Raw genomic sequence first — 25,092 nt, forward strand, 5'->3', positions numbered from 1 at the left:
GCATGGCAAGGTCAATAAATACTCGTAAGGGAGAAATACGTTTCCCCGCTTACGTCCCCGTGACAACGTTCGGGAAAAAATATCCGCTGGACGAATTGGTTCGCCCATACTTGACTCGGCTCGCATCTGCTGTGATGGTCTCGTATCACTACGCGAAGCAACAGAAAAGTGCGATCCGCCTCCCGATGATGATTGATTCGGGTGGCTTCGCCAGCCTCTTTGAGAATGCAAGAGTCGTTGAAGTCAATGGCCTGGGCATTATCGAGATTAAGACGGACACGGGCATCGAAACAATTACCCCGAGCGAACTGCTCGAATTTCAGGAGCAAAACGCGGAAATCGCCTTTACTCTCGACTTCCCGATTCCGCCATCACTCGACCTTGAACGGGCGAAAGAGAGGCAACGACTCACCATCGAAAATGCTTACTGGGCGATTGAGAATCGCAGACGCCGAGACATGCCTCTTTACGCTTGTATTCAAGGCTGGGATTTAGAATCGTTTCTTGCGTGTGCCAGGTCATTTGTTGACTGCAAATTCGATGGTGTAGCGATCGGTGGACTGGTTCCACGCGCGAAAGATAGAGATTTCCTGAGATCGGTTGTACGTCAAACCCGCGAGATCGTCGGCGAAACGCCGATACACGTCTTCGGAATCGGCAAGCCAGAACTCGCTGACCTCGTATTTCGCGCTGGCGCCGATTCGGTAGACTCTAGCTCATACTTGAAATTAGCTGCGGACGGTAAGCTCTGGGGGGCGGATACAGTGACTATAACTAATCCAACGCCGACGCAGCTTCTCCACCTAGCGCTATGTAACCTCGCAAACGCAACTCGAGGAAGCCTCCCTCTTTCCGTCTCACCGCATCTCCGGAGAAATTACTTTTGATTCATGGCCCCGACCTTGTGCATCAACACTTAAAACTTCACAAAGTGTAATAAAAAACTTCAGCCACCAAAGCCGTAGCTCAATCACGAGATGAGTGCCCCCAGCCTTCCTCTTTAGATTTAAAACCGGGCAGCTTCGGATGTGTTTCCCCAGTTTTCCTCCCAAACGTCTTCTGAAAATCCGGGCAATAGGTGCGCGAATCGCAAACGGTACAGGTGTTCTCATCCGACGCGTTCCGCTCCCACGCATCCATAACAGGCAACCCTTTTGCCTCTTTCCCCTTGCACGTTTCTATTCGCTTAACTACTTCGTCAAACGCATTCAACGCGTCCGCAATTGATTCATCGTTGATAGGTAAGGCGCGCAAAGAGCGCTGTAGCCGATAATCGAATGGTAGCAACGGTGCTTCCTTTTCCTTCGATGGCCAACTCTTGAGAATTGCTTCCGCCTCGCTTCCAAGTTTGGGCGGAATATCGGTCTTACCTCTTTTTACCTCGCGTCTGATAGTCTCAAAATCAGTCTTGGTCGGATAAAGTTCATTCAGGTAGACAAGCACACCCGCCGCGACTGGCAACGCGTCGGGCTGTCTTCGTCGCAACTCTCCATACGTCTGAAGTTGCCAAGCATACTGAGCCCAATAACTACCCCCACTTACCGGTGGCCGGCGCATTCCTTTGTAATCGATGATAACTTCAAAGTTTTCTACAGGCATCTTCGGCAGGGAAGCGAGGACCGCCCTGACGATGGGATTATCTTGATGCTTCGGGTCTTGCAATTCGACATGTGTCACGACATCGATAACTCCAACCATTTCGTAGCGGTCAGCCTCCCGGAATTCCCACGACTTGTCGATACTCGGTAGCGCACGAGCGCCGTACAGTCGGACTTCTGCGCGATGAATCAACGGAAAAAGGTGCGGCCCCATTTCCTGAATCGCTGCAGTAGCACGTAAATCACCAAGTCGCTCCAAGTCGTCGTCCCATGGCACCAATCCTCGAGCAGAAAGGCGCTTCTTGATGAGCTCAAAGATGCTATTCAATTCATCAGCCGCCCATGGTGGCAGAGCATGCTCACCCTTTTTGAATCGTTCTTGATAGCGACGAAACGCTTCTTCAAGCACCCCATGGATGAACTCACCGAACCATAGCTGTACAGGGCGAGAAGAAGGCAGCTTGCCGATTCTGGTGTAACGATACTGAAGTCCACACCTCAAATATCCCAGTAAATCTCCAGTTAGGCTATACGAAGGGAGGGAATAAACTTTCGGGCGCACTGATAGTTTCATAAGAGCCTCAAATCTTGGTAAACGGCAGATTCTTGCCCGCCCAATGGCACACGCCGATGCGATCCCACCCGGTCGCGACGTTCGCAACATTTCCACCGGGCAGGGTAGGATTTATGCCAACAAGAATCAAGACATCTTGTGGACGACTGAAAGCGACAAAAAACTGACGATACAAGTCGTCGAAGGCGCGATCACGCGGTGATCTCGTTGGCGGGCCAAGTGACGAATGACGACGAAGCATATCTTCCATCCGATGAGGCGGCCCGCCGTCACTCGGAAAACGCTTGAAACGTTGCGCCGCGTAGTTGCCTTTAAAGTCAGATCCCACATCGACAATCGTAAGAGGAAACTCCAACCCCTTGGACTGATGAATTGACAATACGCTAAGTTGATCTCGAGGAAAGGATTCGATTAATTCTTCATCTACTGACGTCGTTCCAGCCGCTATCGGGCCGAAAAAATCACGCAATAATTCTTTAATGGAAGCCTGGCCCAACCCTGGATCATCAGCGTTGTATGCCATTCGTCCTTTAAATTTCCCTGTTTGCTCACAAGCCGCTAACTGCCGCGTAAACACCTCCAGATAGACTTGCCCCTCGGCTGTGTTGTGAAGGGATGGGAAGTAATGAACAACCCCGTAGATCAGTTGGATGATCGAAATTGACTTGGGCCATTCGTATCCTGCTCGGCCCGGGTCACGGGCTGCCCATCCAGCGATGTATTCTGTCAGTCCCTTTGGCACTTCTCCCAAGCTCACCAAAGTATTTGCAGAGTCTACCCAGTCTCGCAATTTGTCTGAAACGTTCTGAGGAATCCCGGAAACACCGGCATTAAGCACCGTACAATCCGGATCAACTGCTTTCAGCAGAAACCCGCCGAAGTTCTGCACGAGCGGGATGCTCGCAATATCTTCCCCCCGCGGATTGAACACCTCGACTGGTCGTGGCTTCACTGCCAACGCTTGCCGCAAAAGAAGCGGCAAGCGCTCCTTACCGCCACTGGAATACTCAGCCGGACTACTACACAATAATGCACAATCCCCGATGTCTCCCCCGCTATCGCTGTCACAACTAATGTGGCCATGTCCCGGAACTGAGAACCCCTTTCCGCGAAAAACATCGTAAATCAAGTCGGCGAGGTCGTCGGCCAGTTCACCAACGGTCGGTCGAAACATGCCCAAAACCGGCACCCCGTCATTCGCGAACGAGGGATAAGCCAACTGCGGTTTGCCTTTGACGCGGACCGACTGGTAGCCTGCGTCAAGCCCAGCATAGGCATTGACGAAACTAATAATGGATTTCGTAGAACGATAGTTATTGGCCAGAAATTCCTTCTCCGCTGCTTTTCCGTAGGTCGTTCTATAACGCGATTCAAAGTCTCGAAAAAGATCGACTGTGGCACCGCGAAAGCGATAGAGGCTCTGGTCGTCGTCCCCAACAACGCAGAGCGCTCCATTGCAAGATTTCGCCAACTGAAAGTAAATCTGCTCTTGAAGCAGATTGGTATCCTGGTATTCGTCTACCAAGACAACCCGCAGACCTTGACGAAATTCATCCAGTTGCCCGTTACGCAGTCTCTGCAATACCTCGAACTCAAGGAGCGCAAAGTCCACCATTCCTCGATCCTGCAACGATTTGTGATAATCACTGACAATGTCGCCGAGGATTTGCCGCGCCTTAACTTGGTCGGCTGGGGATTGGGAAAGGAGGTGTTCCCAATCGACCAGATCATTAAAAAGTCGCCCCCAAAGCGATTGAACAAGATTTAACTTGGCGCTCAGGTTGTAGCCATACCCACCACCACCTTCTGAGTGCAGCGCACGGAGTAGCGCGTCGAGATCGTCATCGTCGTAGCGATGGCCTGCAAACATACCGTCGCGTAGTAGTAAGGTTCTTGCGACGAATTCATCTGCTAGCACGGGCGGTTGTGTTCCGGGCGGCCGATGGTCGCGTAACAACTGTTCGCAGAGACTGTCGATTGTTCCGGTCCAGACTTGGTTAATGTCGAGCCCAGCAAGTTTTTCGTGCGTTTCCGGCCCTATCCTGCTATCTGCAAGCAGACGGTCCAATATCTGAAACCCCCACCCTAGAACACGAGAACGTAATTCTTGCGCTGCCTTCTTGGTAAAAGTCGTCGCTACGATACCAGGAGGCGGGACGCCATCGACTAGTACCAGTTTCAAAATACGAAGCGTTAGTACTGTTGTCTTTCCAGATCCTGGACCTGCGACGATCATCAGCCCGCAATCAACAGGTTTCTCGATTGCACGCTTTTGTTCATCATCGGGTTCGTGACCACGGAACGCCTTAACAGCACGATAAAGCTCAGCAAGTTCAATCATGATTTCTTCTAGTTCTCCCCCTGAACTGAAGAATATAGCAGCAATTTAACTTCTGGCAACACGAAGCAACTACTGCTCACCTCCCTTTTATCTGATCGCGCCGCTTACATAAGTCGCTTCCTGGTAAACGACGCTATCCTCTTGGCAATATCACGTCGAATCCCTCTGGCGATCAATCCTTCATAACCTAGTTTTTGTAGCTCACTAAACGAGGTCACTCCTGCTTCTTCGAGCTTGCGTATGGATTGAATTCCGACTCCGGCGCGCCCGCCTGCGGAGCGTTTGAGTTGCTTGAGTAACGGACCTAATGCTGAGCAATACTTGATTTGCTCTTGCATATCGAATGTCTCGTGACGCATTTTTCCGAGTAAGCGTTTGACACGTTGGATCCGCTCTGGAGATGCTTCGCAAGTTTCTTTAAGATGGTAGAAAAACACCTTGATGTCCAGCATGCGGCTTACGCCACCAAGCAACCACAACAACCCGTCGCGCCATCCCTCTTCAATTCCTTCGAAATTTTTGATGCCGTACTGTTTCTCGATGGCGTCGTTGGAGGTTCCCATAGAACGCTCGTGTAACACGATCGCCAGAAAAGTTGCTTTGTACGCTTCCTTGCGTGCAGCTTCCTTTCGAGCATCGAGACTTTTACCTTCGACCGAAACACCTAACGACCCGAGGATTTCGTGAGCTGATGAGTAGCCCTTTCCGCCCCTCACCCACTTTTGAAATATGTGGGGCGCAAACTGCGCGTTGCGTTCGGCCCATCCATCGACAAATTTAGCGAGCGCTTCGCTGAACGGCCGCAATGATGGCGTACGGTCATAGAGAAGGTTAAGGCATATGAGATGATCCAGGGGCTTCCAGTTGGTGAGGATGTGATCTTCACAATCACCCTCCAACAAATCCCGAAGCAGACGGGCGTACCCTGCGGCTAATGCAGATGGTAAGACGCTGAGCGCTGTAGTTCGCCCAAGCGCCGTCAACTTATAATGCACACGCTCATCCGAGTATGCCAGCTTGCGTGTCTCCAACCAATTGAGAGCCTCACCTGTCAAGGCGGCTAGATGCTGCCCACCGAACGAGCGCAGGAAGAACGCCTCAATATCTGACCGGGATGCACCCGCATCACTCTTGCGTGAAAGCAGGGATAGCACCTGTGTGGTTCCGGCTGGCAGGTCGCCCCCCTGTTCTGCGCATATAGCAAATGCAGAGCGAAACTCCGGGAGCCGTTCCTCGTCCAGCATCCGCTGTAGTTCGCAGACCGCCCATCCATCACTGGGTTTACATATAGCGATTGCGGTACCGGATTGATCGCCGCGCCCAGCCCGTCCCATCATTTGCAACAGGTCCCCAACTTCTGGGGAGTCTGCGTTAGGATATGTGAGATCGCGGACTACTACGTGCGTTGCTGGAAGATTCACGCCCATCGCAAGCGCACTAGTTGTCACCACCACGCGACACGTCCTATTTAAGAACGCCTGCCGCGAAAGATCCCGTTGTGCGACACTCATCTTACCGTGATACACCATTGCGCCGGCTATTCCAGCCGATTCCCCGAGGGATGCCGTCAACTGCCTCGCCAACTTTTCTGTCGAGGCCGTCTGATACACAAACACCAAAGCTTGGTGCTGCTGTTCCTGCAAGACCGCTCTCAACCATCGCGTCACAGCGTCATCAGCTGTCTCACCGGCGCCGACTTCTACGACCTGTTTCGTTAGCGGTGGATAACGCTCTGACACCTGAACCACGTCGCACGGTTCCAGCCATGACTTGGCAGCCTCAACATTACCCAGCGTCGCGGACAATAGAAAAAGGCGGGGTGGCGCTGGCAACGCAAGAAAACTGGTGATCAGATACTCGAGTGTCGGCCCCCTTCGTGGGTTGGAAATCAGGTGTGCTTCATCGACACAAACGGCACCGATGGTGTCGAGCCAGGATGCGTGATCGGGATTGCGAAGGATCGCCTCCAGGCGTTCCGGCGTGGCGATGATCAACTCCCCCCCGGGGGCCGGGTCGGCGTACGACTCGTCGTCCAGACGATAGTCACCGGTCGTGACCTTGACGTTGAATGTCCAACCAAGAGACTTCTTGAGATCGGCAGCCAGACGTTCGATCTCTTCACCCTTTTCACGAGCCAGGGCGCGCAGCGGTTCGAGCAAGATTGCGCGCTTGCCCCGATGGACGGCCTGGAGCAACCCGATCAAACCCACCAAACTCTTGCCGCTGTTCGTCGGCGCAGCAACGACCATGTTTCGTCGTCCGGAACACAAACCGTTGGCAAATGCTCGTTGTTGAACGACGCGCTGGGCTCGCTCTCCAAGCAATTCAGTCTCTACTTTGTTCCAGTCAGGAAAGGCTGTCTGGGTCACAGGTCTACTAACCTTCTAAACAACAACCAGTGAGGTCGGAGCTCCTGTACTCGCCGACGTTTTCACATCGCTCAAGAAGGCAGCCAATTTATCTATCTCGTCGGGATAAAAAATCCCATCGGCGCCCGCTTCGACGAGACGCTGGATGTGTGCAGCAGACCAAGTGCCGTCGATCACCAGAGCAACCTTGCCTACATCACTCTTGGGGATCAACCCACCCTTGGCCGCCCGAGTCACGCGCAGCATGCCAATGCGCCCCATGAGCTCCTTTGTTTTGTGTGCAACCCCCTTGTCACTAGCGGATTGCCAAACAATCATCTTGTTCCCAGCGTGCATCACATCTGTCGTTGCGACTCCCTTCTTCCCAAGCACTTCAGTGAGCAGAGTTGGGGTCCGCTTGTTGCGAGTCCCACTGGCCTTGCCGAGATGCCGAACAATCAGTAACGCAAGCGGATCGAATGCTGCGATTTTGTAGATCTTGTCTTCAAATAGTCCGCGCAAATAAAACCCAGCAATATCTATGTAGGCTCCGGGAATCCAACCACTCAATCCGCCAATCCGCTTAGATAACGCCTTTGAAATTCCATCGAGGATGTCTTTTGGCAGTGGTTTGCGCCGCTGAAGATAAGGTGAGAGAACAACCCCGGCGGTTGCGGCAATCTCAAATCGGAAGCCGCTTTCATCCCCAAGACGGGTATACCCATACCCCTGTTGCTTACCTGTGCTTGCCTTGATTGCAACCATCAAGTATTCGAATAACCAATTACCTTGCTGAGCTGGGTTGCTCAGACCCAAATTCTCGCCGAGCACGTTGTCTGGATTCTTGTAGCAGTCTTCCAGCGCGGTTCTGAGTCCAGACATTGTTGAGAGCTTCGCGACATTCTTCGCAACGAACTGATGGAACTTTGGAAAATCATTTGACTGAGCTATCGAGAACGATGCTTGGCGTAGCGCCTGAGAAATTTTCTTGGTGTCGCGCCAGAGAGCAACCACCTCATCGTCAGTAATGATCTGGCACAACCCTACAATTTCTGGGTCCTCGATACGGTGCTTCTTCCCGCCAGCAACTGGGCTAGCGAGCCCAAGCGCGACCATATACGGCGGAACGTCAATCGGTGACTGAGAACGGATTGCCGCCAAAAGTTTGCGCAAGTCTGTCTCATCTGAGATCGGCAACAACCTTCCAAGGCCACGTCTGACCGACGTGATACGACGCGCCGGAATACGCGGCGTAGGTCGGGTCTTATGCATGGCCTGCGATGCACCGAACCAACCTGAAGACAACTTCGATGTCGCGGATAGTGTTTTCTCGAGCTCAGCAGCGAAAGACTGAACTGTTTTCTTCGCCTTCGGATTTGCCTTGAGTTCGCCCCGAACGAACGCAACGCGGTCGACCTTTGCAACCTTCCCCTTTTTGACGCGAGCGGTCAGATCCTCGCCAAGCTTGAGCAAATCATTCCCATAGGCTGCGCGATCCGCTTCGAGGAATCCGTCGAACAACGCCTCGCTTACGACCGCTAGCTGCCGCTTTTGACCGGAATCGAAAACGATGTTCGCAATAATGGTCTTGAAGCCAAGTGCCAGACGCGCATCGACGAACTCACCGATATTGCGCCAGAACTTCTTTTCAGATGCACGCTCAGCATTGGTGTGACTTATCTGAAGGATGATTCGTGGATGGTCTTTATCGACACCAATTGTGAGGTCGGGCTTGATCGTGATGCCCTTCGGCTTCTGTTCATAGAACGCCTGCTCGCCCTTCTTGAAAACCTTGGTGCTGTCCTCAAGGGCAATCTGTGTAATGACTTCGTAAATGTGTCCAAGAACTTCGTTAGCCATAGTTAATCACCAAGTAGATCGTAATCGGGAACTTGAATTGGCAATGGTACGTCTCGGTACGAAGCAGTAACGATCACTTGCCCCTTCCCCATCACCTGCAACTCTTTTTCGAATCCTGCAAGATCAGCGGACGCATTCCTAACCGCTTCGCGCCGTTCCTGCTCATTACCCAACGCCATGTTGAGTTCTGTATTGAGCTGTGTGAGCACCCCGGAATCGATTTCGGTCACCTGCTGCGAGACCACCGTTAGCCCAATGCCAAACTTCCGGCCTTGCCGCGAAATGTCCCTGAACACCGATCCAAACCGCATCCGTGCCGGGTTGAGGATGCTGGGCGCTTCCTCGACGACCACATTGACATAGGGCAGCTTGTCCTGGGCGATGGGTTTGCCGTCCTGGATGTACGGGAGTTCGCCAGATTCCATCTTGGCCAATAGCACCTCAACCAACGCCCGTTGTCCCGGGGAGATTTCAGAACCGTCTTCATGCAACTCATTGCCAAACGCGGCACGGATCGCAGTGGGCAGTTCGGCCACGGTCTCGACGCTGCGCAATGCTCGCCTCAGGGTGAATAGGGTCCGAGCAACGATGGTTGTCACCAGGAACTGCTCCAACTCGCTCATCAACGTGGTATCGACGACCAAAATACGGCCACGCTCTAGCGCGCAGATGATCTCGGGCAGCAAGGATTCGTAGTCGTAACCCTTTTCAGGGAAATAGGCGGAGAAGACCCGCGTCGAACCCGTGGCTAGGAACCCCAAACGACGCTGAACTGCGCCCACGGTGCCTTCCATATAGTCGGGTCCGTCGCCATCGTCATCTTCGCGACGCAGTTCATTGTTGAGGACACGCGTCACCCATTCGTGGCCCCAGTTGCCGAACTGCTGGTTGGCAAAGGCTGTTTGCTGCTCGCTGAACTCGGTTATGCTGACGAGGTCTTGCGGCAGAACATCCGCGCGGGACAGCACTATCTGCCGTGCCATGTCTTCGTCAGTAATCGTCCTTGCGGTGAGGTAGTAGAACGGTTCGACCAGGGCGTTCTTTTCGTCCTGGCTCATCGCGCCGACCATGCCCGCCATGCCGTCTGCGCCGCCGGTCCGGTTGGCATGCCAACGCCGGAACTCATCGTGAGGGTCGATGGCGAAGAGACTGGCCGCCGGTTCGCTATTGTCTTTAGTCACCCAACGCTGCCGGTTGTAGTCGAGCACGGCGCGGATCAGCACCATCATAAGGTTGCTCTTACCAACGCCGGTACGTCCGAAGGCTCCAATGTGATGAGAGAGAGCGTATGCCGGCAGAAACACCTTGACGCCATTGAGTGCTTGTTCGCCCGCGAGCAGGTCGCCGATATACAACCCTTTCGATCCGAGCTGCGATTCAAACAACAACTGGATGACTTCGGCCGACTCGCTACTTTCCGGGTCAATCCGATAGACATTGGTCAGGTGCTCCGGAAGCCGGCGCGGACGACGGAAGACCCATTTCTCACCCTCAAACTCGGCGTACCCCATCACGACACCCTTGAGCTCGATGAGTTGCTCTTCGATCAGATCTTCACTGCGATAGGAATCCGGCATCGTGAGTTTGTTACGCGCCACGTCGCCGATGTCGATGGCCCGATTGAGGACGTTGGCGTACTCACTGGTGCGAAAGACGTAGAAGCGCTCCTTGCCACCCCGCCGACTCGGCATGAGGAATAAATCGCCCACGGCCACGTCGCCGTTGTGCGCCACGACCGTCAGTTGATGAGTGTCGCTCTGCGCCAATACGCCAAACTCGCGCCCTAATTTGCCGATGAGATCATCGTATATCGTCACGTGTGCCTCCCTATGCATGCCCGGTGGCAATGGAAACGTCTTTGAACAGCGTGCGTTTCATGCCTGCGGCCACCGCGGCATCGATAATCTGTTTTCTGAGTGCGACCCGCTCGGCCATCTTCATGGATGTGCGGTCATGGCACGCCTTGATCGGATACGGGTAGCCAAATGCCCGTTGATCGTGGCTGGCGTAGTCCAGGTCGCCAAACGCTTTGGCTTCGTTGGCCGACGTGGCAGCGTAATCCGAGCCGCGTAGATACTGCTGCCAATAGTTGAAGTCGACATCGAGGCGCATGATTGGCGTGTTGCGATGGAAACGCACCAAGTAACTGACCGCACCATAGGGCGGCACCCGCTTTCCATCTGGCAAAGGGAAGGCCCATGGATCGACGTTGGGAATTGGCAGGCGGATAAACCAGTGCTCGGCATGTGAATTGCCCATCGCCATGGCTTTATCGCGAACGAGGGCATCGACCTGCTCGACCGATGGCAAGCCATGGGACTTACTCAACGCAAAAAAGCCAATCCCCCGCTTGGTGGCCTCAACACAGCATAGACGCTTGAGATGCTCGAAGAACAGTGAACCAGATTGCGTCACTAACGGTAGTGACATGGTGGTATCAACGAGCACATAGTTGGGGCGTTGGTCGCTACAGATTAATCGCAATGCAGCGCCCATCTCGGCCGTTGTGCGCAACTGGATCCCAAGATTCCCAGCATCTGTTGGGTGAGGCAGTATCAGCCCGTCAAATAATTCGTCGACGGTTCCCGATCTGCGCCCTGCGGTTGCGCGGAGCTTCATGTAATCTGATTGTGCGATGACTTCCTTGACATCGCTTCCAGCCAGATAGGCGAATGCGTCAAGCAGTACTTCCTTGCGCTTAGTTTCGTGCTCAGGGATCCAGGTTACGTGCACGACAGGGTCTGAGAGCACAGGAAGTTCCTTGAGCCCGGTATCAATCGTACTTTCGTACACCACGCCCTGCGCAACTGTGAAATAAACAGCACAATCGGCATAGGTAAGCGCCGGGAAGTCGCCACTACCGTCGACTCCCCCATAGCGCATTGATTGGCGTTGTTTAGTGTGTTCGAAGAAGCAAATGCGCTGGTTGATAGCCTCACGTTCTTTTTCTCGCAGCGTAGGGTCGGTTTCCCACGCCTTCATCTCCTGAGCCACCTCGGAAATTTGACGTTTTACAACCTCTCGCAGATGCAAGTCAAAGCGCATTAGCCAACCTCTTCGGCCGTCAAATCGAGATTCATTTGAGAATCTGGATCATCGCTTCTGAGCGAAGAGGCAATGACCTCGCCAGCCAGTGCACGCTGCATCAACCTATAAAACGCATATGTGTTGTGAAAACCGCGGCGGCGATTACGGTTGTTACCACGGAAAATGACGACATCAATACCATGCTTACGGCAAATGTCGCAAGGACAGGATTTCCATGGCTTAGCTTCAAGTGTCTTTCGGAGGTATTTACGATTGTCTTGACGTTCTGGTGTAATAAGTTGGTCGTATTCGTATAGGACTTCCAGGACATGATCAACCGAATGCTCTCCCCGATCAAAGGCATGCAGTATGTCGATGCATGCACGTTCGAGCTTTCGTACTTGGTCAAGTGTGGCACGCCCATCAGACACCATGCGCTTTGCTCTGAAGCTCTTTTCAGCCTCTGGAATGCGAATGGCCCCATATTCGACGCCGTCCACCGTCAAATAGTTATTGCCAGAGCCGCCTAACCATGCCTTACGTAAGCATGAGGCACTATCAGCAGAGTTGACACCTGCACGAGCCAAATCATTAATCGCATTTAATCGTGCAACACCAAACAAATGCAACTTCGTTTCTGCAGGAATGACATTGCGTACCGCTTTTACGATCGACAAGATCTCTGGAGTACGACGACGCACCATGGCACCAACCGCGATGTATCGATATCCCATCGCCGCATACTGTTTTGCAGCCTTGGCGAAGCTCGCTTCATCCCAGCCTTGAAGTGCGCCTATCGGAGTCCAATTGAGCCCAAGTTTGTTGTGCTCCGCGATGAAGTCTCGCGCATTCTCAATGGTCAGCTCATAACGCCTCTTACGATCCGCGTCCTCGCCAATTGCGAAGTGATCGATCGAAACCCCATAGTCGAAATCCAGGCGAGTGTAGTACTCGAGGATTTCATTGGTCGTAAAAGGCGGTTCGTAATCATTGATATAGCCAAACGCACCGCAGTCCCCCATGATCGGAAAATCGCGTGGCACTCTAAGATGGCGATGCACTCCTAGTTGGTTGATTCGTTCCGCTTTTTTCTTGCTCTGTTCTGCGACAATCTTCGAAATCAGTATGCCGTCGTAGTTTGGTTCCTTGAACATCTGGTGGGCATATACCTGATTCGACCAGTCACCGGTCCCACCGGAGTGTGTGTCAGTTTCAAAATCGAAATCAGGATCAACTTGATCGTCCCAATCTGGAATGAAATAAGCAAGCTTGGATCGGTGTACTTTATTACGCCATGAATTAGGGAGGTCAATCACACGGTCAACCTCCGGTTTTGCATGTCCAGCGCTTCGTGTTGTCTTTGAGCTTGCGGCTCCACCTACCAGTAGGCTGAGAAGCTCCTCCCCTGAATGAAGAAACTCATTCAAGCGGCTGGGCGCAGCTGACAGTTGTTCAAGGAGTCGAGCAGCTAATTCGCCCTTTATACCCACCATACCGCACGAAAAGCGTGTGGCATCACTATTAGCCAGCACGGTCATGTGCATGCCTTCTAACTTAGGTAACTTCTTTGCAGTCGCCTTTCCACCAAAGAGCAGTGTTGGGCCTCCAAGCTTCACTGACTCGTCCAGCTCGCACGCAGCCAGGTAGTCCTCGCCCAGCAAAATAAGTCCGAGATCATATGGCTCGGCGAGTGTCCTGCGGATGGCCTCCGGCACGCCCAACTGCCTTGCCCACTTTTTTAGCTCTACAGACTTCATTGTCGCGAAGGTGACTTCATACGGTGCGACCTTACGGTCATGCGGAACAAGACCATACCCCGCTGACAGAATTCGCAAGTCACACTGCACTACGCCGCTCTGGCGCGCCACCTTTACACCACGCATCAATCGTTGATGCTGCATACCAGTGTAAAGATCTTCCGCGGGAACAAGCTTATGCTTTAATTTCTTCTCTCTTGCGGTAACATGGGCCGCCCCCTGCGCAAAATCATTCAGGGTGAGTTGAAGGTCATCCTCGACGCTCTTCTCGCCAGTACAGGACGTAATAACCAAAATACGCAAAACAAAACTCCTCGTTCAGTTCTTTAATGCCGGATTCAACGACACATAACTTTATTCAATCAATTGGTGCGGCGAGTAAGAAATTTCTGTTCACGACCGTAGCGCACACACCTTTTTCCCAATATAAATCTCATGGCTCAAACACACGTATCGCGAATAGCAGCCGATCCTGAAATCTTGGACGAGTAGCATCTTCTTGTCGGGAAATGCATACATATTTACTAAGCAAGTATATTGCATGAAGGCATCTTTCGACCACCGGTTAGAAGAGTAAGCACGCAGCCTTACTTGATCGAGATCAGTTCAAGCGATTCCGATCACTTTGTGCATCTGAATGCCAAGGCGCCATTTGGGATGGACTTGGCAATATTCGATGGCGAGCCGCGTGTTCTTCTCCCGATCGGGTCCATCCATCGGCTGCAGAAAAAAATGCCGAAAATCGAGCGCTTCGAATTTCTCCGGCGTTGCATCCTGCTGGGGATAGACGAGCTTCAATTCGTCGCCCGATCGAAGAACCACCTCGGCAATGCCTTTTGGGCTAACACAAATCCAGTCGATTCCTGGCGGCGCACTTTGCGTGCCATTCGTTTCAACGGCCACTTCAAATCCACGCTCGTGCAGCGCATCGATTAACGGTTCGTCGAGCTGCAGCAACGGCTCCCCGCCCGTACATACCACCAGGCGATTGATCGCTTGGTCACTAGGCCAGTGCCGGCTAATCGCGTCCGCGAGATCCGCTGGGTTTTTGAATTTTCCGCCACCGACGCCGTCCGTGCCGACGAAGTCGGTGTCACAGAACCGGCAAACTGCTGCTGCGCGATCGCGCTCTAAGCCGGTCCAGAGATTACATCCCGCAAAGCGGCAAAATACCGCGGAGCGACCTACATTCGCCCCTTCCCCTTGCAGAGTATAGAAAATTTCTTTGACGCTGTAAGTCATATCGGTAACGCCGGACCTGCTGCGCCCCAAGACAGGATCACGCCACAACCTTTCGTTTCGTAGAGATCGATGCGATCCAGCTGCGATAGATTGGGCTGCGTTTGTTCACGAATCCATTTTGCCAAGCTTGCCGTATCCGCATCGTGGTCCCCGACGATTTCATGCAGCGGGTGATGATCGAGCTGCTTAAACACTGGATTGAAAATTTCTTTCACGTCACCGAAATCAACGGTCCAACCCATGACTTCATCCAGCGGGGCGTGCAAGTGCAATCGCAAGGTATAGGTATGTCCATGAATGCGGCGGCGCGGATCCCCTACCGGTGCATGTTTCAAGCACACTGAGCTATCCAGCGTCATTTCCTTCCAAATTCGATGGTGCGTGCCATCAAAATGCGCTCCACAACTCGCTGTCTCATAGACCGTCACCCATGACAGTTCCGGCAGCTCGGGCTTGAGGCGCTGCCATATCCAACGCGAGATCACTTCACTTGTGGGATTTTCGAGTCCGGGGATGTCATTAAGACAGGCAAAATTCAGTTCCGCGTTAATGGGTGCCCAAAGCTTATCCAGGCAATCGTAATCAATCCCGATTTCCCGGCCGCCGAGATCTTGGTCGGCATGCAAAATCACTTCAAACCCATGACCGTGCATCCGCCCGCATTTGTGCCCTAATGGCACGTTCGGCAATTGATGCGCCGATTGCAGCAGGTATCGGCGCCAGATATGTGCATGGTCATTACTGGAAAGATCGACGCCTTCATCTTGCGTACTTTGAATACCGACTGCATCAATGCCTTCCAGGTCCAAACGAGCCCGCACCCACCGCGACAAATTCTCGTCAGTTGGCTGGTCAAGTAGGCCATTTAAATGCGCGTAATCGAGCGGAGACACGGCCGCAACCAAACGTTCCCGCAATTTCACCACCTCGCCTCCTTGGAAATCTGCCCAATTGTTGGGCAACGCGACTCGCACATTTGCAAGGAAACTATGCCCATGGAGGCGACGGGAACGATGACCTTCTGGCAGCAGATCTACCTGACGTGCCGCTTCGAAGTTGATTGCAGCAGCATAAAGAAGATGTTCAGTCATTTTTATTCTTTACAAAGTACTAAGTGTGCAGATTGATGGCACCTGATTGAAGTAATTCTCATTTTCACAAGAGACAGAAGTGGCGCTAATGACAAGGTTAGCCGTCAAGACCATGGTGGTAAAAGCTCCAGGGCCGGATATTCGAAGACTTCGCACAACAGATACAGCGTTGTTACCGTATTGTTTACGGACAGTAGGCAACGTCCAGACTCCCACAAAAAATTGCCTCACGAATGTCCGGTGCATTCGTGAGGCAAGTTGAGTCCCAAGTTGATTGGGTATTTATAGTTTTGTGCTAATTGTGCCTCTCGCTTTATCTAGCAAAAATGCCCAGAAAACTCCCCCACAAGTCTTCGCCAAAAACTGAGCAATGACGATCTGTGGCAGCAGCACGCCGAATGCCAGGGTAGGAAACATCACCGAATCAACTGCAGCTCCCACAACATTGCTTCCGATGCTTCGCCGCATCCACGTGCCACCAAGCTTAGAAAAGGCGATCCAGTCTGCGACCGCGGCAAATGCAAAACTGAGGGCGCTTGCAAGGGCAATCGTTTGTGCCGCCGGATTAAGAATGTATGTCAAGACGCCCGAAAATCCGATTAACGCACCCATCTGCCAAGGGCGCATTCTCAAATGCAGCCAATCTCGCAGGCTCAGATCCAATCCAATAAAAAGGAACGCTAAAATCGGTGTAATTGCAGGCCCGAATTGAGCAACAAGCAGGTTAGAGGCGATAATTGTTCCGGTATAAACAGCAAGGGCAAGATAGAGGGAAATTTGCATTTTTGGAAAGGTTTAGTAGCGAAGGGAAGCACGCCATAATCTTGACATTGTCCTGCCACGAGCAGGTGCTATTGTAAGGCGCCAGGAATTTTTTTCATAACGCAATACGAATGTTCATTGCGCTGCGAGTATGCTATTAAAATTGCGTGGTGCCGACCGAAACTAACGTCGACAGACACCGGTCGTCGCAATAGCCAGCCCAATCACCTATCGCCTCCATGCTATTGCGTTCAAAGCGGAGCAATCACTTCACGACTCTAAATTGCATGGTTGACCCTACCATTGTTCTGAGGTGCAGCCCAATGTCTCTTTCCTAGCGGCGTTACTTGTCAGTGCTGATTCTTACGTAAGCACGAGAACGTGCCGCTCTGTGCCCAACAACGCCGAAATAGCAAGGCCACGTTCCTTCAAATGGGGTACATGCGGGGTACACGAAGCAGCAGAAACAACGAGTCAGCGAAAAACCGGATGAGATTTTTTCCTAACCTATTGATTTAATTGGCGCGGCTGGCGGGGATCGAACCCACGACCCTTGGCTTCGGAGGCCAATACTCTATCCACTGAGCTACAGCCGCGTTGGAAGAATGGTGAGAGGCATGAAGGATACCGGTTTTCCGTGTCGGCGTCCACGCAATGTGCCCGGTTTCCATGCCACAGGGTTAAGTTTACGTCTATAATCAAGGGTTTTTGCGAGGTATTGCGTTGCGGCAGCAATGCGCGATGCCGACCTCGCGGCCGGTTTCGAAAATTGCATTGAGGGAATAATGAGCAACGCACATAACGAACACGAATCCGTGATCAAGACGCCCAAGCAGCTCGTCGCAGCAGTGGTTGCCGGCTTTCTGGTCCCCATCATTTGCATCATCTTGCTGGTGCAATATGTCACCAGCGAGGAAAGAACCGGTGCCGGTTCGCAAAGCCAGTCTCCCGAAGCGATCGCTGCACGTCTGAAACCGGTTGCAGACGAAGGATTTACCCTCAAGGATGTTAACGCGCCGAAGCAGTTGCAGGCCGGCGATGCCGTGTACAAGGCAGTTTGCGCCGCGTGTCATGCCACTGGCGCGGCCGGTGCACCGAAGGTAGGCGACAACGGAGCCTGGAGCGCCCGTATCAGTCAGGGCTACAACACCCTCGTTTCTCATGCCGTCAATGGTATCCGTGCCATGCCGCCCAAAGGTGGGAACCCCGATCTGGATGACGTGGAAGTTGCGCGTGCCGTCGTGTACATGGCTAACCAGTCGGGAGCCAAGTTCAAGGAGCCGGAAGTGAAAGGCGCCGCGCCTGCGGCAGCCGCTGCTGACGCCGGTTCCGCCAGCGCGCCTGCTCCGGCTGCCGGTGCGCCGGCCGCGCCCTCTTCGGAGCCGCCGGCTTCGTCAGCCCAGGCTGCAAAGGGCGCAACGAATGGCGCAAGTGGCGGAACTGTATCTGCCGACGCAGGCAAGAAGGTGTATGAAGCCACCTGCCAGGCTTGCCATGGCGCAGGCATTGCCGGCGCACCAAAGTTCGGCGACAAGGCCGCATGGGCGCCACGCCTGCAACAGGGCAAGGCTACATTGTATGACCATGCAATCAAAGGCTTCCAGGGCAAAAGCGGCATGATGCCGGCCAAGGGCGGTTCCTCCGCCTCCGATGAGGAAGTCAAGGCAGCCGTCGATTACATGGCAGCAGCTGCGAAATAAGCCAGCCCATCAAGCAAAAAGCCGACCCGGAGGTCGGCTTTTTTTATGCCCGTTCAAACCGGGAGGCGCTTATCTGGCCGGAGGGGGAGGTGGCACTTGCTGCATCTGCTGCTGCGTAGGCTGGGGAGCCTGGGCGGTCGCCTGCTGCTCGGCGACAAAGATTTCGACGCGCCGGTTTTTTGCGCGGTTGGCCTCGGTATTGTTCGGTGCCACCGGCTCATGCGAGCCGCGGCCGTCGATGCTGATGCGATTCGAAGCGACGCCCCGGTCGACCAGGTAATTGCGGGTGCTGGCAGCGCGGTTCACCGACAGGGGATTGTTGATTGCATCGCTGCCCGTGTTGTCGGTGTGGCCGATGATGTTAACGTGCGTATAGGGGTTCTCGACCAGCGTCGTGGCGAACTTGTCGAGCACCGGCCGGAAGTTGGGCTTGATATCCGAGCTGCTGGTGTCAAAGGAAATATCGGACGGGATGTCGAGCTTCAGGCGGTTGTCTGCAGTCTGGGTCACCTGGACTCCAGTCCCCTGGGTCGCCTGCTGCATCTGGCGCTTCTGCGCTTCCATGCGGGCCGACCAGATATTGCCGATCACTGCGCCGGCAGCGCCGCCTATGGCAGCACCGGTTGCGGTCCTGCGCCCGCCGCCCCCTCCGGTTGCTGCGCCAAGCACGCCGCCAAGGCCGGCACCGATTCCGGCGCCCGTGGCGGTGCCGCGCTGCACCTCATTCATATTGGCGCACGCACTCAGGGTCAAGACTGCGGCAAGGGTTGAAACAACAAATTTTGTGTGCATCTGCATCCTCTTCTTCATAAGTATTGCGTCCAACGTTGGCTCTGAAGATCCTGCGCCAGGAGAACAAGCTGCCGTTGCCATTTGAACCGGATCACCGCGCTTATACCCATTTGGCCCGGTTAAAAAGGCACGTCAATGAACTCGGACGGCCAATTGCGGAGCCTGCACGGCCGGCGGCTTTTCAACATGGCTGCGCATGCCGTCTGTCAGTTACAAAGGGAAATGCGAACCGGGGAATCGTCCGTGCCCGCCTGGCATCGAGCCAGCCCTCCGCCGCCTCATCAATTATAGAACCATCAAGCGTTATTCCTGCGTGCAGCCAACAGGCCGACGCACAATCCCAGACCAGTTGAAATCGCAACCGCCTTCCACGGATTCTGACGCACATACTGATCCGTGTTCTGCGCCACTTCCCTGCCCTTTTCCACCGCAATTGCCTGCATTTCCTGTGCCCGTTGCGTAGCGGTGTCGAGCAGGACGAGACTCCTCTCGCGCAGCTCCCCGGCTTTCATACCGGTGGAGGACGTCGCTTCACGGAACAGGTCCTGTGCATCTCTGAGCAATGTCCGCATATCGTTTCTTACTGTTTTGATGTTCGGTGTCAGCATCGTGATACTCCTGTGAAAAAATGGAAACGGCATGCATGCCTGGTCTGGATGTATTGCGGCGTGGCATTTAGCCCCGGCTCGATTATTCACTGACAATAAATTGTTTATTTGGTGCCATGCAAAATGCAATTGGTATCAATGTCCGTTCTGTGGCGGGGCCTGTCCGGGTTAACTTATCAAACGGGAAAAGCCCGCATTTGAGCAATCTGCAATCCAGTGAAGAAACAATCAATTCAGTAATTAACGATGGCGGAAGGGCAATCGGAGTCTTATCTGCGGGATGAAGATGTGGTGTCAGACCGACGAAAAAAAGCGGCCCGAAAGCCGCTTTCTTGAACTACAGAACGTTCCTGCTTATTTTCCTGAGCCGTCGGTTGCGCCACCTGCGCCGCTGGCGCCACCGGTACCCTTGGTGCTCGTGCTGCTTTCACCGCCGCCGGAAGCAGCAGCGCCGGAACTACGTTTTGCCTTCTTTTTCTTTTTCTTGTGAGTGGTGCTCTTGGTGGTGCCGGTATCGGACGAGCCAGAGCTGGCTGACGGGCTGGAGCTGGCGCCGGATGTGCCGGAAGCGCCGCTGGTGCCTGATGAGCCGGACGAGCCCGAGGAACCGGAAGTACCGGAGGAACCGGACGAGCCGCCGGAGCTGCCGCCCATTGACGAAGAACCACCGGACGAACCCGAGGAACCGGATGAACCCGAGCTGCCGGACGAGCCGCTGGAGCCGGATTTGTCAGTGGACGAGCCGGACGAGCCGCTTCCCATTGAAGAAGAGCCCGAGGAACCTCCCGAGCTTCCCATCGACGAGCCTGACGAGCCTGACGAACCCGAGGAGCCCGATGAACCGGACGAACCCGAGCTGCCGGACGAGCCGCTGGAGCCGGATTTGTCGCTCGAAGAACCGGATGAACCGCTGGAACCGCCGCTCGACGTGCCGGACGAGCCGCTGCTGCCGGAGCTTTGCGCAATGATCAAGGGCTTCGAGGTCTTGCCTGTATCACCGAGATCGCTTCCAGCCGCCAATACAACCGACGACGCCGAAGCAATCACCACGAAAGACAGCGAACGGAGAGTAGTTTTCAATGTCATGAGTACCTCCTGTAGTTAAAGGAAAAGCATCATCGATGCAGCTACTTGGACGCAGGCATTTCGCTGCCGTTCATTGGTTTTCTGTCAAACTTCCGCAAATTCTCATAGAAGGTTTGCAAGTCTTTGAATCGCAAAGAATTATCAGAAGTGTAAAATTCTGTAACCACTAGTTTGCGATCGGCGCGACGCACCGGATGCGAGCTCCGGCCAGCCCTGATCAATGCCATGAAAAGATTCCTCGCAGCTTCGACCGCCAGGCAGAATTGCCCGCGCAGTCATCCATGAGCAGGGAAAAGCACCTGCAGCAGCATCCGCCCCCCGAAAAACCGCTTGAGCGCATGCAGAATTGCGAATGGGCTAGTCAAATTCAGAAATCTGCTGTACACTTCGCCCCCTTCAGCGTGGTGACAAACGCGAAGTGTTTGATTGGCTAAGTTTGCGGTACGGGTGCTTAGCTCAGTTGGTAGAGCGGCGCCCTTACAAGGCGTAGGTCGGGAGTTCGAGCCTCTCAGCACCCACCAGACAATCAGGCAGATGCAGTACCGGTTTCAGGAGTGGTAGTTCAGTCGGTTAGAATACCGGCCTGTCACGCCGGGGGTCGCGGGTTCGAGTCCCGTCCACTCCGCCATAGCAAAAACGCCCGCGCAAGCGGGCGTTTTCTTTTTTGAAGTGGAGTCAGTCCCCTGCGGGGCTGACGGCGGGACTCGAAGGGAATCCCTTGCAAGGGATTCCGCGGCCTGCGACACGTAGGCGAGTCCCGTCCACTCCGCCAATATCAAAAATGCCCGCGCAAGCGGGCATTTTCTTTTTCTCGACTGGAATCAGTCCCTGCGCGACTGACGGCAGGCATTAGAAGCTGCAAATATAAAAAAGACGAACCGAGGTTCGTCTTTTTTATTCGCCAGTAGGCACCATCAATGCGGTTCGCGGGCTTCGCCCCCGAGCGCTTCCACCAGGTCATTCAGCAGCTTGCTCAGCTCGCCGGTCATCAGGGTCATGTCCGCATCGAAGCGCTCATCCTCGCCGAATGCGCTCTTGTCCGCATCCTCCTTCAGGACATCGAGCGGGGCCAGCCGCTTGACCGCGAGCGACTCGGTCAGCACGAAGGAAACCCGGTCGGCCCAGGTCATTGCCAGACGCGTGCATTGCTTGCCGGCGGCGATATGGCGCTGCACGTCCTCGGCTTCGAGCGCGTGCCGCACATAGCGCACGGTTGCCTTGCCTTCGGTGACGGCGCGCAGCTCGGTATCCTGGTCAATGGTGAAGCCGGACGGCGCTTCATCCGCGGACAGCCAGTCGGTCATCGCTGCCTGCGGCGAACGTTCCGTGCGCAGGTTCTGTACCGGCAGCTTGTCGATCGCTTTCAGCAGCAGCTTGAAGACTTCATCCGCCTTCGCTGTGCTGGCTGCATCGACTACGAGCCAGCCGTTGACCGGATCGATCCAGACCCGGGTGCTGCGCCGAACGCTGAAGGCGCGCGGCAGCAATTCATCGGTCACCTGCTCCTTGATTTCCTTCATCTGCTTGCGGCCCGGCGCAAAGCCCTGCTGCTCTTCCAGTTCCGCAGCACGCGCCTTGGCGACCTGGTTGATGACGGTGGACGGCAACAACTTCTTCTCGGTGCCCAGCATGAGCAGCATCTGCTTGTTGACGGTGTGGACCAGCATGCCGTTGTCGCGCGGAGAAACCCAGCCCTGACTTTGCATGTCGAGATTGGCGCAGGGGGCGAAGGACTGGGCAGCGAGGCGTTCTTCCAGTTGTTCAGGCGTCACTGTCCATGGAGCGGACAGGCGATAGATCTGCAGATTCTTGAACCACATGGCGCGGAGAAAAAAGGGGCCATTCTACACGCCGCATCCTCATGCGTCTGTCGTTTCGCGTGCGCTTGCTATTTCGGCACCGAACAGGCCGAGCTGATTGACATCGTCTTCGTCACTGAGTCTGATGCCGGCACCGAGCAGGCGCACCGGCTTGCGGCCGCGCTGGTATGCGGTGTACAGCAGCTTGCCGAACTGTTCATAGTCGAGCACGGTACCGACACATTCGGCGGTGGTGCGACGAAAGTCGGCGAAGCGGATCTTGATGAACAGCTTGTGAATGTGCCGCTCCGCTTTCGCCCTGCGCACCCGCTCTCCCAGCTTGTCGAACAGCGCCGGCAATTGCGCGAGGCAGGCAGCGAGGTCGGGCACATCGGTGACGAAGGTTTCTTCCACGCTGATCGACTTGCGCTCGCGGCTGGGACTGACTTCGCGCAGATCGATGCCGCGGCACAAGCCATGCAGGCTGGCGCCGAACTTGCCGAAGCGGCGCTGCAGTTCGACGATCGACCAGCTTCGCAGATCGGCGCAGGTGGATGCGCCGAGTTTTTTCAGCTTGAGCGCGGTGACCTTGCCGACGCCGAACAGCTTGTCGACTGGCAGCGCGGCGACGAAGGCATCCACTTCCTGCGGGCGGATGACGAACATGCCATCCGGCTTGTTCCAGTCGCTGGCAATCTTGGCAATGAATTTATTGGGTGCAACGCCGGCAGACGCGGTGATGCCGACGTCTTGCGCAATGCGAGCGCGGATGTCTTGCGCGATCAGGGTTGCACTGCCCTTGAAATGCGGGGAATGGGTAACATCGAGATACGCCTCGTCCAGCGACAGCGGTTCCACCAGGTCGGTGTAATCGCGATAGATGGCAAGGATCTGCTTCGAGGCGGTGCGGTACTTGTCCATCGCCGGCGGCAGCACGATCAGATCCGGACAGCGCTGCAATGCCTGCGCAGTCGACATGGCGGAGCGTATGCCGAACTTGCGCGCTTCATAGTTGCAGGTGGCAATCACGCCGCGCTGGTCGGGGCGACCACCTACTGCCAGCGGCCGACCGCGCAAAGAAGGATCGTCGCGCATTTCCACTGCGGCATAAAAACAGTCGCAATCACAATGGATGATTTTTCGAATAGGCGGCTTCACCGGTGCGGCAGCATGCGTGCAATGAGAGGCTGCTCATTTTACCGATGCGTTGTAAATGCGCGCAGCATTTACATGAGGAAAAATCAAGATGCCCGGGCGCGCCGAATTGGCGCTGCTGCCCGGGACGGTGCTGCGTGGTGCGCTTGCTGTCTGGTACTTACTTGCTCCCCCCCGAAGTTGCTCCGCTTGAAGGTGTGGCGCTCTTGAGGTCGATATTCTTTTCCTGGTCGGAACGCACACCGGATGCCTTCAATTCCGCGTTGGCTTCCTTCTTGGATTGCCGGTATTCCTTCCTGGCCTCTTTCTTGGCTTCTTTCTGGTCTGCCGAAGCCGCTTTCTTCTTGGCGCGGTATTCGGACCGTGCCTTGGCCTTTTCCTCGCGGCGCTCGACGAAGGGATCCTTGGCAGTGCCGCCGGTGGTCGTTGCGGAAGATGAACCGGCAGGCGCAGCGGTCGAGGAACTGGCGGAAGTACCGGTAGCGGAAGTTTGCGCATAAGCGAAGCCCGCCAGCGCGATCAGTGTGGATCCAAACAAGACTTTGTGCAATTTCGACATGTGAGCTCCGTAAGAAATAGGTACAGGGACTTGCATCAGCACGCGGAAAGCTTTACAGCAATGGCAAGCTTTCGTTAATGAAATGACAAAGCCTGCAGGAAAAGGTTCACCTGCTCTCGAAAAACAATTGCAAAAAAATATTTCCTGCCTTGAAGAGAGACTCAGTGCTGTTGAGGCATGGATATTGCAAAAGACAAGTACGACGCGTTGGCGCATTCCTGCGCCATCACTTGAGCAGCGCCGCATTGCCGCCAGACTGCAGCACTTGCGGCGAGCGCAATTCAATTAAGGAGAGAATCATGTCAGCAAGTTTTCTGGACCCGGACAACACGCCTGAACGCGACCGCAAGCTCGGCAGCGGGCATGGAACGAGCGCCCTCGGCCCCAGCGATACTTCGGATAGCGGCAGCGATGTCCAGGGCGGCCCGGGCTTTCTTCCGGACGAGATGGGAATAGGACTGGATCGCGGCACCACGTCCGACCCGGACGGCAAGCGTGCGGACCGCACTGCCGGACCGGATGTCGGTGACGCCGCGCTCGACAGCGACAGCGATTCCAGCGGCACTGGTGAACGTGCTTCCGCGGGAAGGGATACCACTGTTGAAATGGGCGGCGACATCGATGTCGACCAGATCGAGGCGATCGATCCGGACATGGACGAAGATGACCAGCGTGCCGACACCGCAGTGCCGCCGCCGCGCCAGGAAGGGCAGATACGGCAGGGGCAGCGCTGATTCACCGCTACATGCAAGAGGGTTCAGCCAGGAACCATCTGCATGCCCTCAGGCTTGAC

The 25,092-nt window shown here is 54.7% G+C and carries 21 protein-coding genes and 3 tRNA genes; 8 read left to right on the forward strand and 16 right to left on the reverse strand.

Translation table 11 applies throughout. From position 1 onward, the window contains the following. Positions 1-2 precede the first annotated feature (2 nt). Positions 3-887: a tRNA-guanine transglycosylase gene (locus HGHM_RS02285; RefSeq protein WP_019139883.1), complete on the forward strand. Its 885-nt coding sequence runs from the start codon at positions 3-5 to the stop codon at positions 885-887. Between the two features lie 79 nt (positions 888-966). Here the strand turns inward: HGHM_RS02285 and HGHM_RS20405 are convergent, their stop codons facing one another. From HGHM_RS20405 to HGHM_RS02340, 11 genes are all read right to left on the reverse strand, one after another. Beyond that, complete coding sequence (locus tag HGHM_RS20405; RefSeq protein WP_161603760.1) at positions 967-2,172, reverse strand: PD-(D/E)XK nuclease family protein; 1,206 nt, start codon at positions 2,170-2,172, stop codon at positions 967-969. 7 nt (positions 2,173-2,179) lie between these two features. Continuing rightward, positions 2,180-4,513 (reverse strand): UvrD-helicase domain-containing protein, encoded by a 2,334-nt coding sequence (locus HGHM_RS20410; RefSeq protein ID WP_019139885.1) that lies wholly within the window; start codon positions 4,511-4,513, stop codon positions 2,180-2,182. A 104-nt stretch (positions 4,514-4,617) separates the two neighbouring features. After that, positions 4,618-6,882: a DEAD/DEAH box helicase gene (locus HGHM_RS02300; protein ID WP_081583514.1), complete on the reverse strand. Its 2,265-nt coding sequence runs from the start codon at positions 6,880-6,882 to the stop codon at positions 4,618-4,620. Positions 6,883-6,897: 15 nt separating this feature from the next. Beyond that, positions 6,898-8,721, reverse strand: coding sequence for a hypothetical protein (locus tag HGHM_RS02305; RefSeq protein ID WP_019139887.1), 1,824 nt, complete (start codon positions 8,719-8,721; stop codon positions 6,898-6,900). 2 nt (positions 8,722-8,723) lie between these two features. Continuing rightward, the gene (locus tag HGHM_RS02310) at positions 8,724-10,538 is read right to left on the reverse strand and encodes an ATP-binding protein (protein WP_218918030.1); all 1,815 of its coding nucleotides are present in this window, start codon (positions 10,536-10,538) and stop codon (positions 8,724-8,726) included. 10 nt (positions 10,539-10,548) lie between these two features. After that, on the reverse strand, positions 10,549-11,766 hold the full coding sequence (locus tag HGHM_RS02315; protein ID WP_019139889.1) for a hypothetical protein: 1,218 nt from the start codon (positions 11,764-11,766) through the stop codon (positions 10,549-10,551). Beyond that, positions 11,766-13,808 carry a tRNA-guanine transglycosylase DpdA gene (gene dpdA / locus HGHM_RS02320; protein ID WP_019139890.1) on the reverse strand — a complete coding sequence of 681 codons (2,043 nt, stop codon included), beginning with the start codon at positions 13,806-13,808 and terminating at the stop codon, positions 11,766-11,768. The genes HGHM_RS02315 and dpdA overlap by 1 nt, the downstream gene beginning before the upstream one ends. A gap of 303 nt (positions 13,809-14,111) precedes the next feature. After that, positions 14,112-14,747 carry a 7-carboxy-7-deazaguanine synthase gene (gene queE / locus HGHM_RS02325; RefSeq protein ID WP_026075628.1) on the reverse strand — a complete coding sequence of 212 codons (636 nt, stop codon included), beginning with the start codon at positions 14,745-14,747 and terminating at the stop codon, positions 14,112-14,114. After that, positions 14,744-15,838, reverse strand: coding sequence for a 6-carboxytetrahydropterin synthase (locus HGHM_RS02330; protein ID WP_026075629.1), 1,095 nt, complete (start codon positions 15,836-15,838; stop codon positions 14,744-14,746). The genes queE and HGHM_RS02330 overlap by 4 nt, the downstream gene beginning before the upstream one ends. Before the next feature lie 282 nt (positions 15,839-16,120). Further along, positions 16,121-16,621: a VUT family protein gene (locus HGHM_RS02335; protein WP_019139895.1), complete on the reverse strand. Its 501-nt coding sequence runs from the start codon at positions 16,619-16,621 to the stop codon at positions 16,121-16,123. Positions 16,622-17,120: 499 nt separating this feature from the next. Then, a tRNA-Arg gene (locus HGHM_RS02340) sits at positions 17,121-17,196 on the reverse strand. Between the two features lie 189 nt (positions 17,197-17,385). On the opposite strand from HGHM_RS02340, the gene HGHM_RS02345 reads away from it, so the two are divergent. Further along, on the forward strand, positions 17,386-18,300 hold the full coding sequence (locus HGHM_RS02345) for a c-type cytochrome (RefSeq protein ID WP_026075630.1): 915 nt from the start codon (positions 17,386-17,388) through the stop codon (positions 18,298-18,300). A 69-nt stretch (positions 18,301-18,369) separates the two neighbouring features. Here HGHM_RS02345 and HGHM_RS02350 read toward each other — a convergent pair whose 3' ends face one another. Together HGHM_RS02350 and HGHM_RS02355 are read right to left on the reverse strand one after the other, a co-directional pair. Beyond that, positions 18,370-19,098, reverse strand: a complete 729-nt coding sequence (locus HGHM_RS02350; RefSeq protein ID WP_019139897.1) for an OmpA family protein — start codon at positions 19,096-19,098, stop codon at positions 18,370-18,372. A gap of 290 nt (positions 19,099-19,388) precedes the next feature. Then, the gene (locus tag HGHM_RS02355) at positions 19,389-19,700 is read right to left on the reverse strand and encodes a DUF883 family protein (RefSeq protein WP_019139898.1); all 312 of its coding nucleotides are present in this window, start codon (positions 19,698-19,700) and stop codon (positions 19,389-19,391) included. A 280-nt stretch (positions 19,701-19,980) separates the two neighbouring features. Between HGHM_RS02355 and HGHM_RS23450 the strand changes: the two genes are divergently transcribed. The 4 genes from HGHM_RS23450 to HGHM_RS02375 all read left to right on the forward strand — a co-directional run bounded on the left by HGHM_RS23450 (position 19,981) and on the right by HGHM_RS02375 (position 21,414). Further along, entirely contained in the window at positions 19,981-20,190 is a 210-nt protein-coding gene (locus tag HGHM_RS23450) for a hypothetical protein (protein ID WP_019139899.1), read from the forward strand. A 12-nt stretch (positions 20,191-20,202) separates the two neighbouring features. Then, complete coding sequence (locus HGHM_RS23455; RefSeq protein WP_173390511.1) at positions 20,203-20,805, forward strand: hypothetical protein; 603 nt, start codon at positions 20,203-20,205, stop codon at positions 20,803-20,805. A gap of 426 nt (positions 20,806-21,231) precedes the next feature. Further along, positions 21,232-21,307 (forward strand) — tRNA-Val (locus tag HGHM_RS02370). Positions 21,308-21,337: 30 nt separating this feature from the next. Beyond that, a tRNA-Asp gene (locus HGHM_RS02375) sits at positions 21,338-21,414 on the forward strand. 286 nt (positions 21,415-21,700) lie between these two features. On the opposite strand, the gene HGHM_RS02380 is transcribed toward HGHM_RS02375, so the two are convergent. The 3 genes from HGHM_RS02380 to HGHM_RS02390 all read right to left on the reverse strand — a co-directional run bounded on the left by HGHM_RS02380 (position 21,701) and on the right by HGHM_RS02390 (position 24,299). Next, entirely contained in the window at positions 21,701-22,606 is a 906-nt protein-coding gene (locus HGHM_RS02380) for a recombination-associated protein RdgC (protein WP_019139901.1), read from the reverse strand. 39 nt (positions 22,607-22,645) lie between these two features. Further along, positions 22,646-23,731, reverse strand: coding sequence for a DNA polymerase IV (gene dinB, locus HGHM_RS02385; protein ID WP_051155304.1), 1,086 nt, complete (start codon positions 23,729-23,731; stop codon positions 22,646-22,648). A 169-nt stretch (positions 23,732-23,900) separates the two neighbouring features. Further along, a complete protein-coding gene (locus tag HGHM_RS02390) occupies positions 23,901-24,299 on the reverse strand; it encodes a hypothetical protein (RefSeq protein WP_019139903.1) in 399 nt (132 codons plus the stop codon). Between the two features lie 82 nt (positions 24,300-24,381). On the opposite strand from HGHM_RS02390, the gene HGHM_RS23010 reads away from it, so the two are divergent. Then, complete coding sequence (locus HGHM_RS23010) at positions 24,382-24,588, forward strand: hypothetical protein (RefSeq protein ID WP_148415306.1); 207 nt, start codon at positions 24,382-24,384, stop codon at positions 24,586-24,588. 10 nt (positions 24,589-24,598) lie between these two features. After that, complete coding sequence (locus tag HGHM_RS20420) at positions 24,599-25,033, forward strand: hypothetical protein (protein ID WP_019139904.1); 435 nt, start codon at positions 24,599-24,601, stop codon at positions 25,031-25,033. The last annotated feature ends 59 nt before the right edge of the window (positions 25,034-25,092 follow it).

It is taken from the genome of Noviherbaspirillum massiliense JC206 (genome assembly GCF_000312045.1).
In the GTDB taxonomy this organism is placed as follows: Bacteria; Pseudomonadota; Gammaproteobacteria; order Burkholderiales; family Burkholderiaceae_D; genus Noviherbaspirillum; species Noviherbaspirillum massiliense.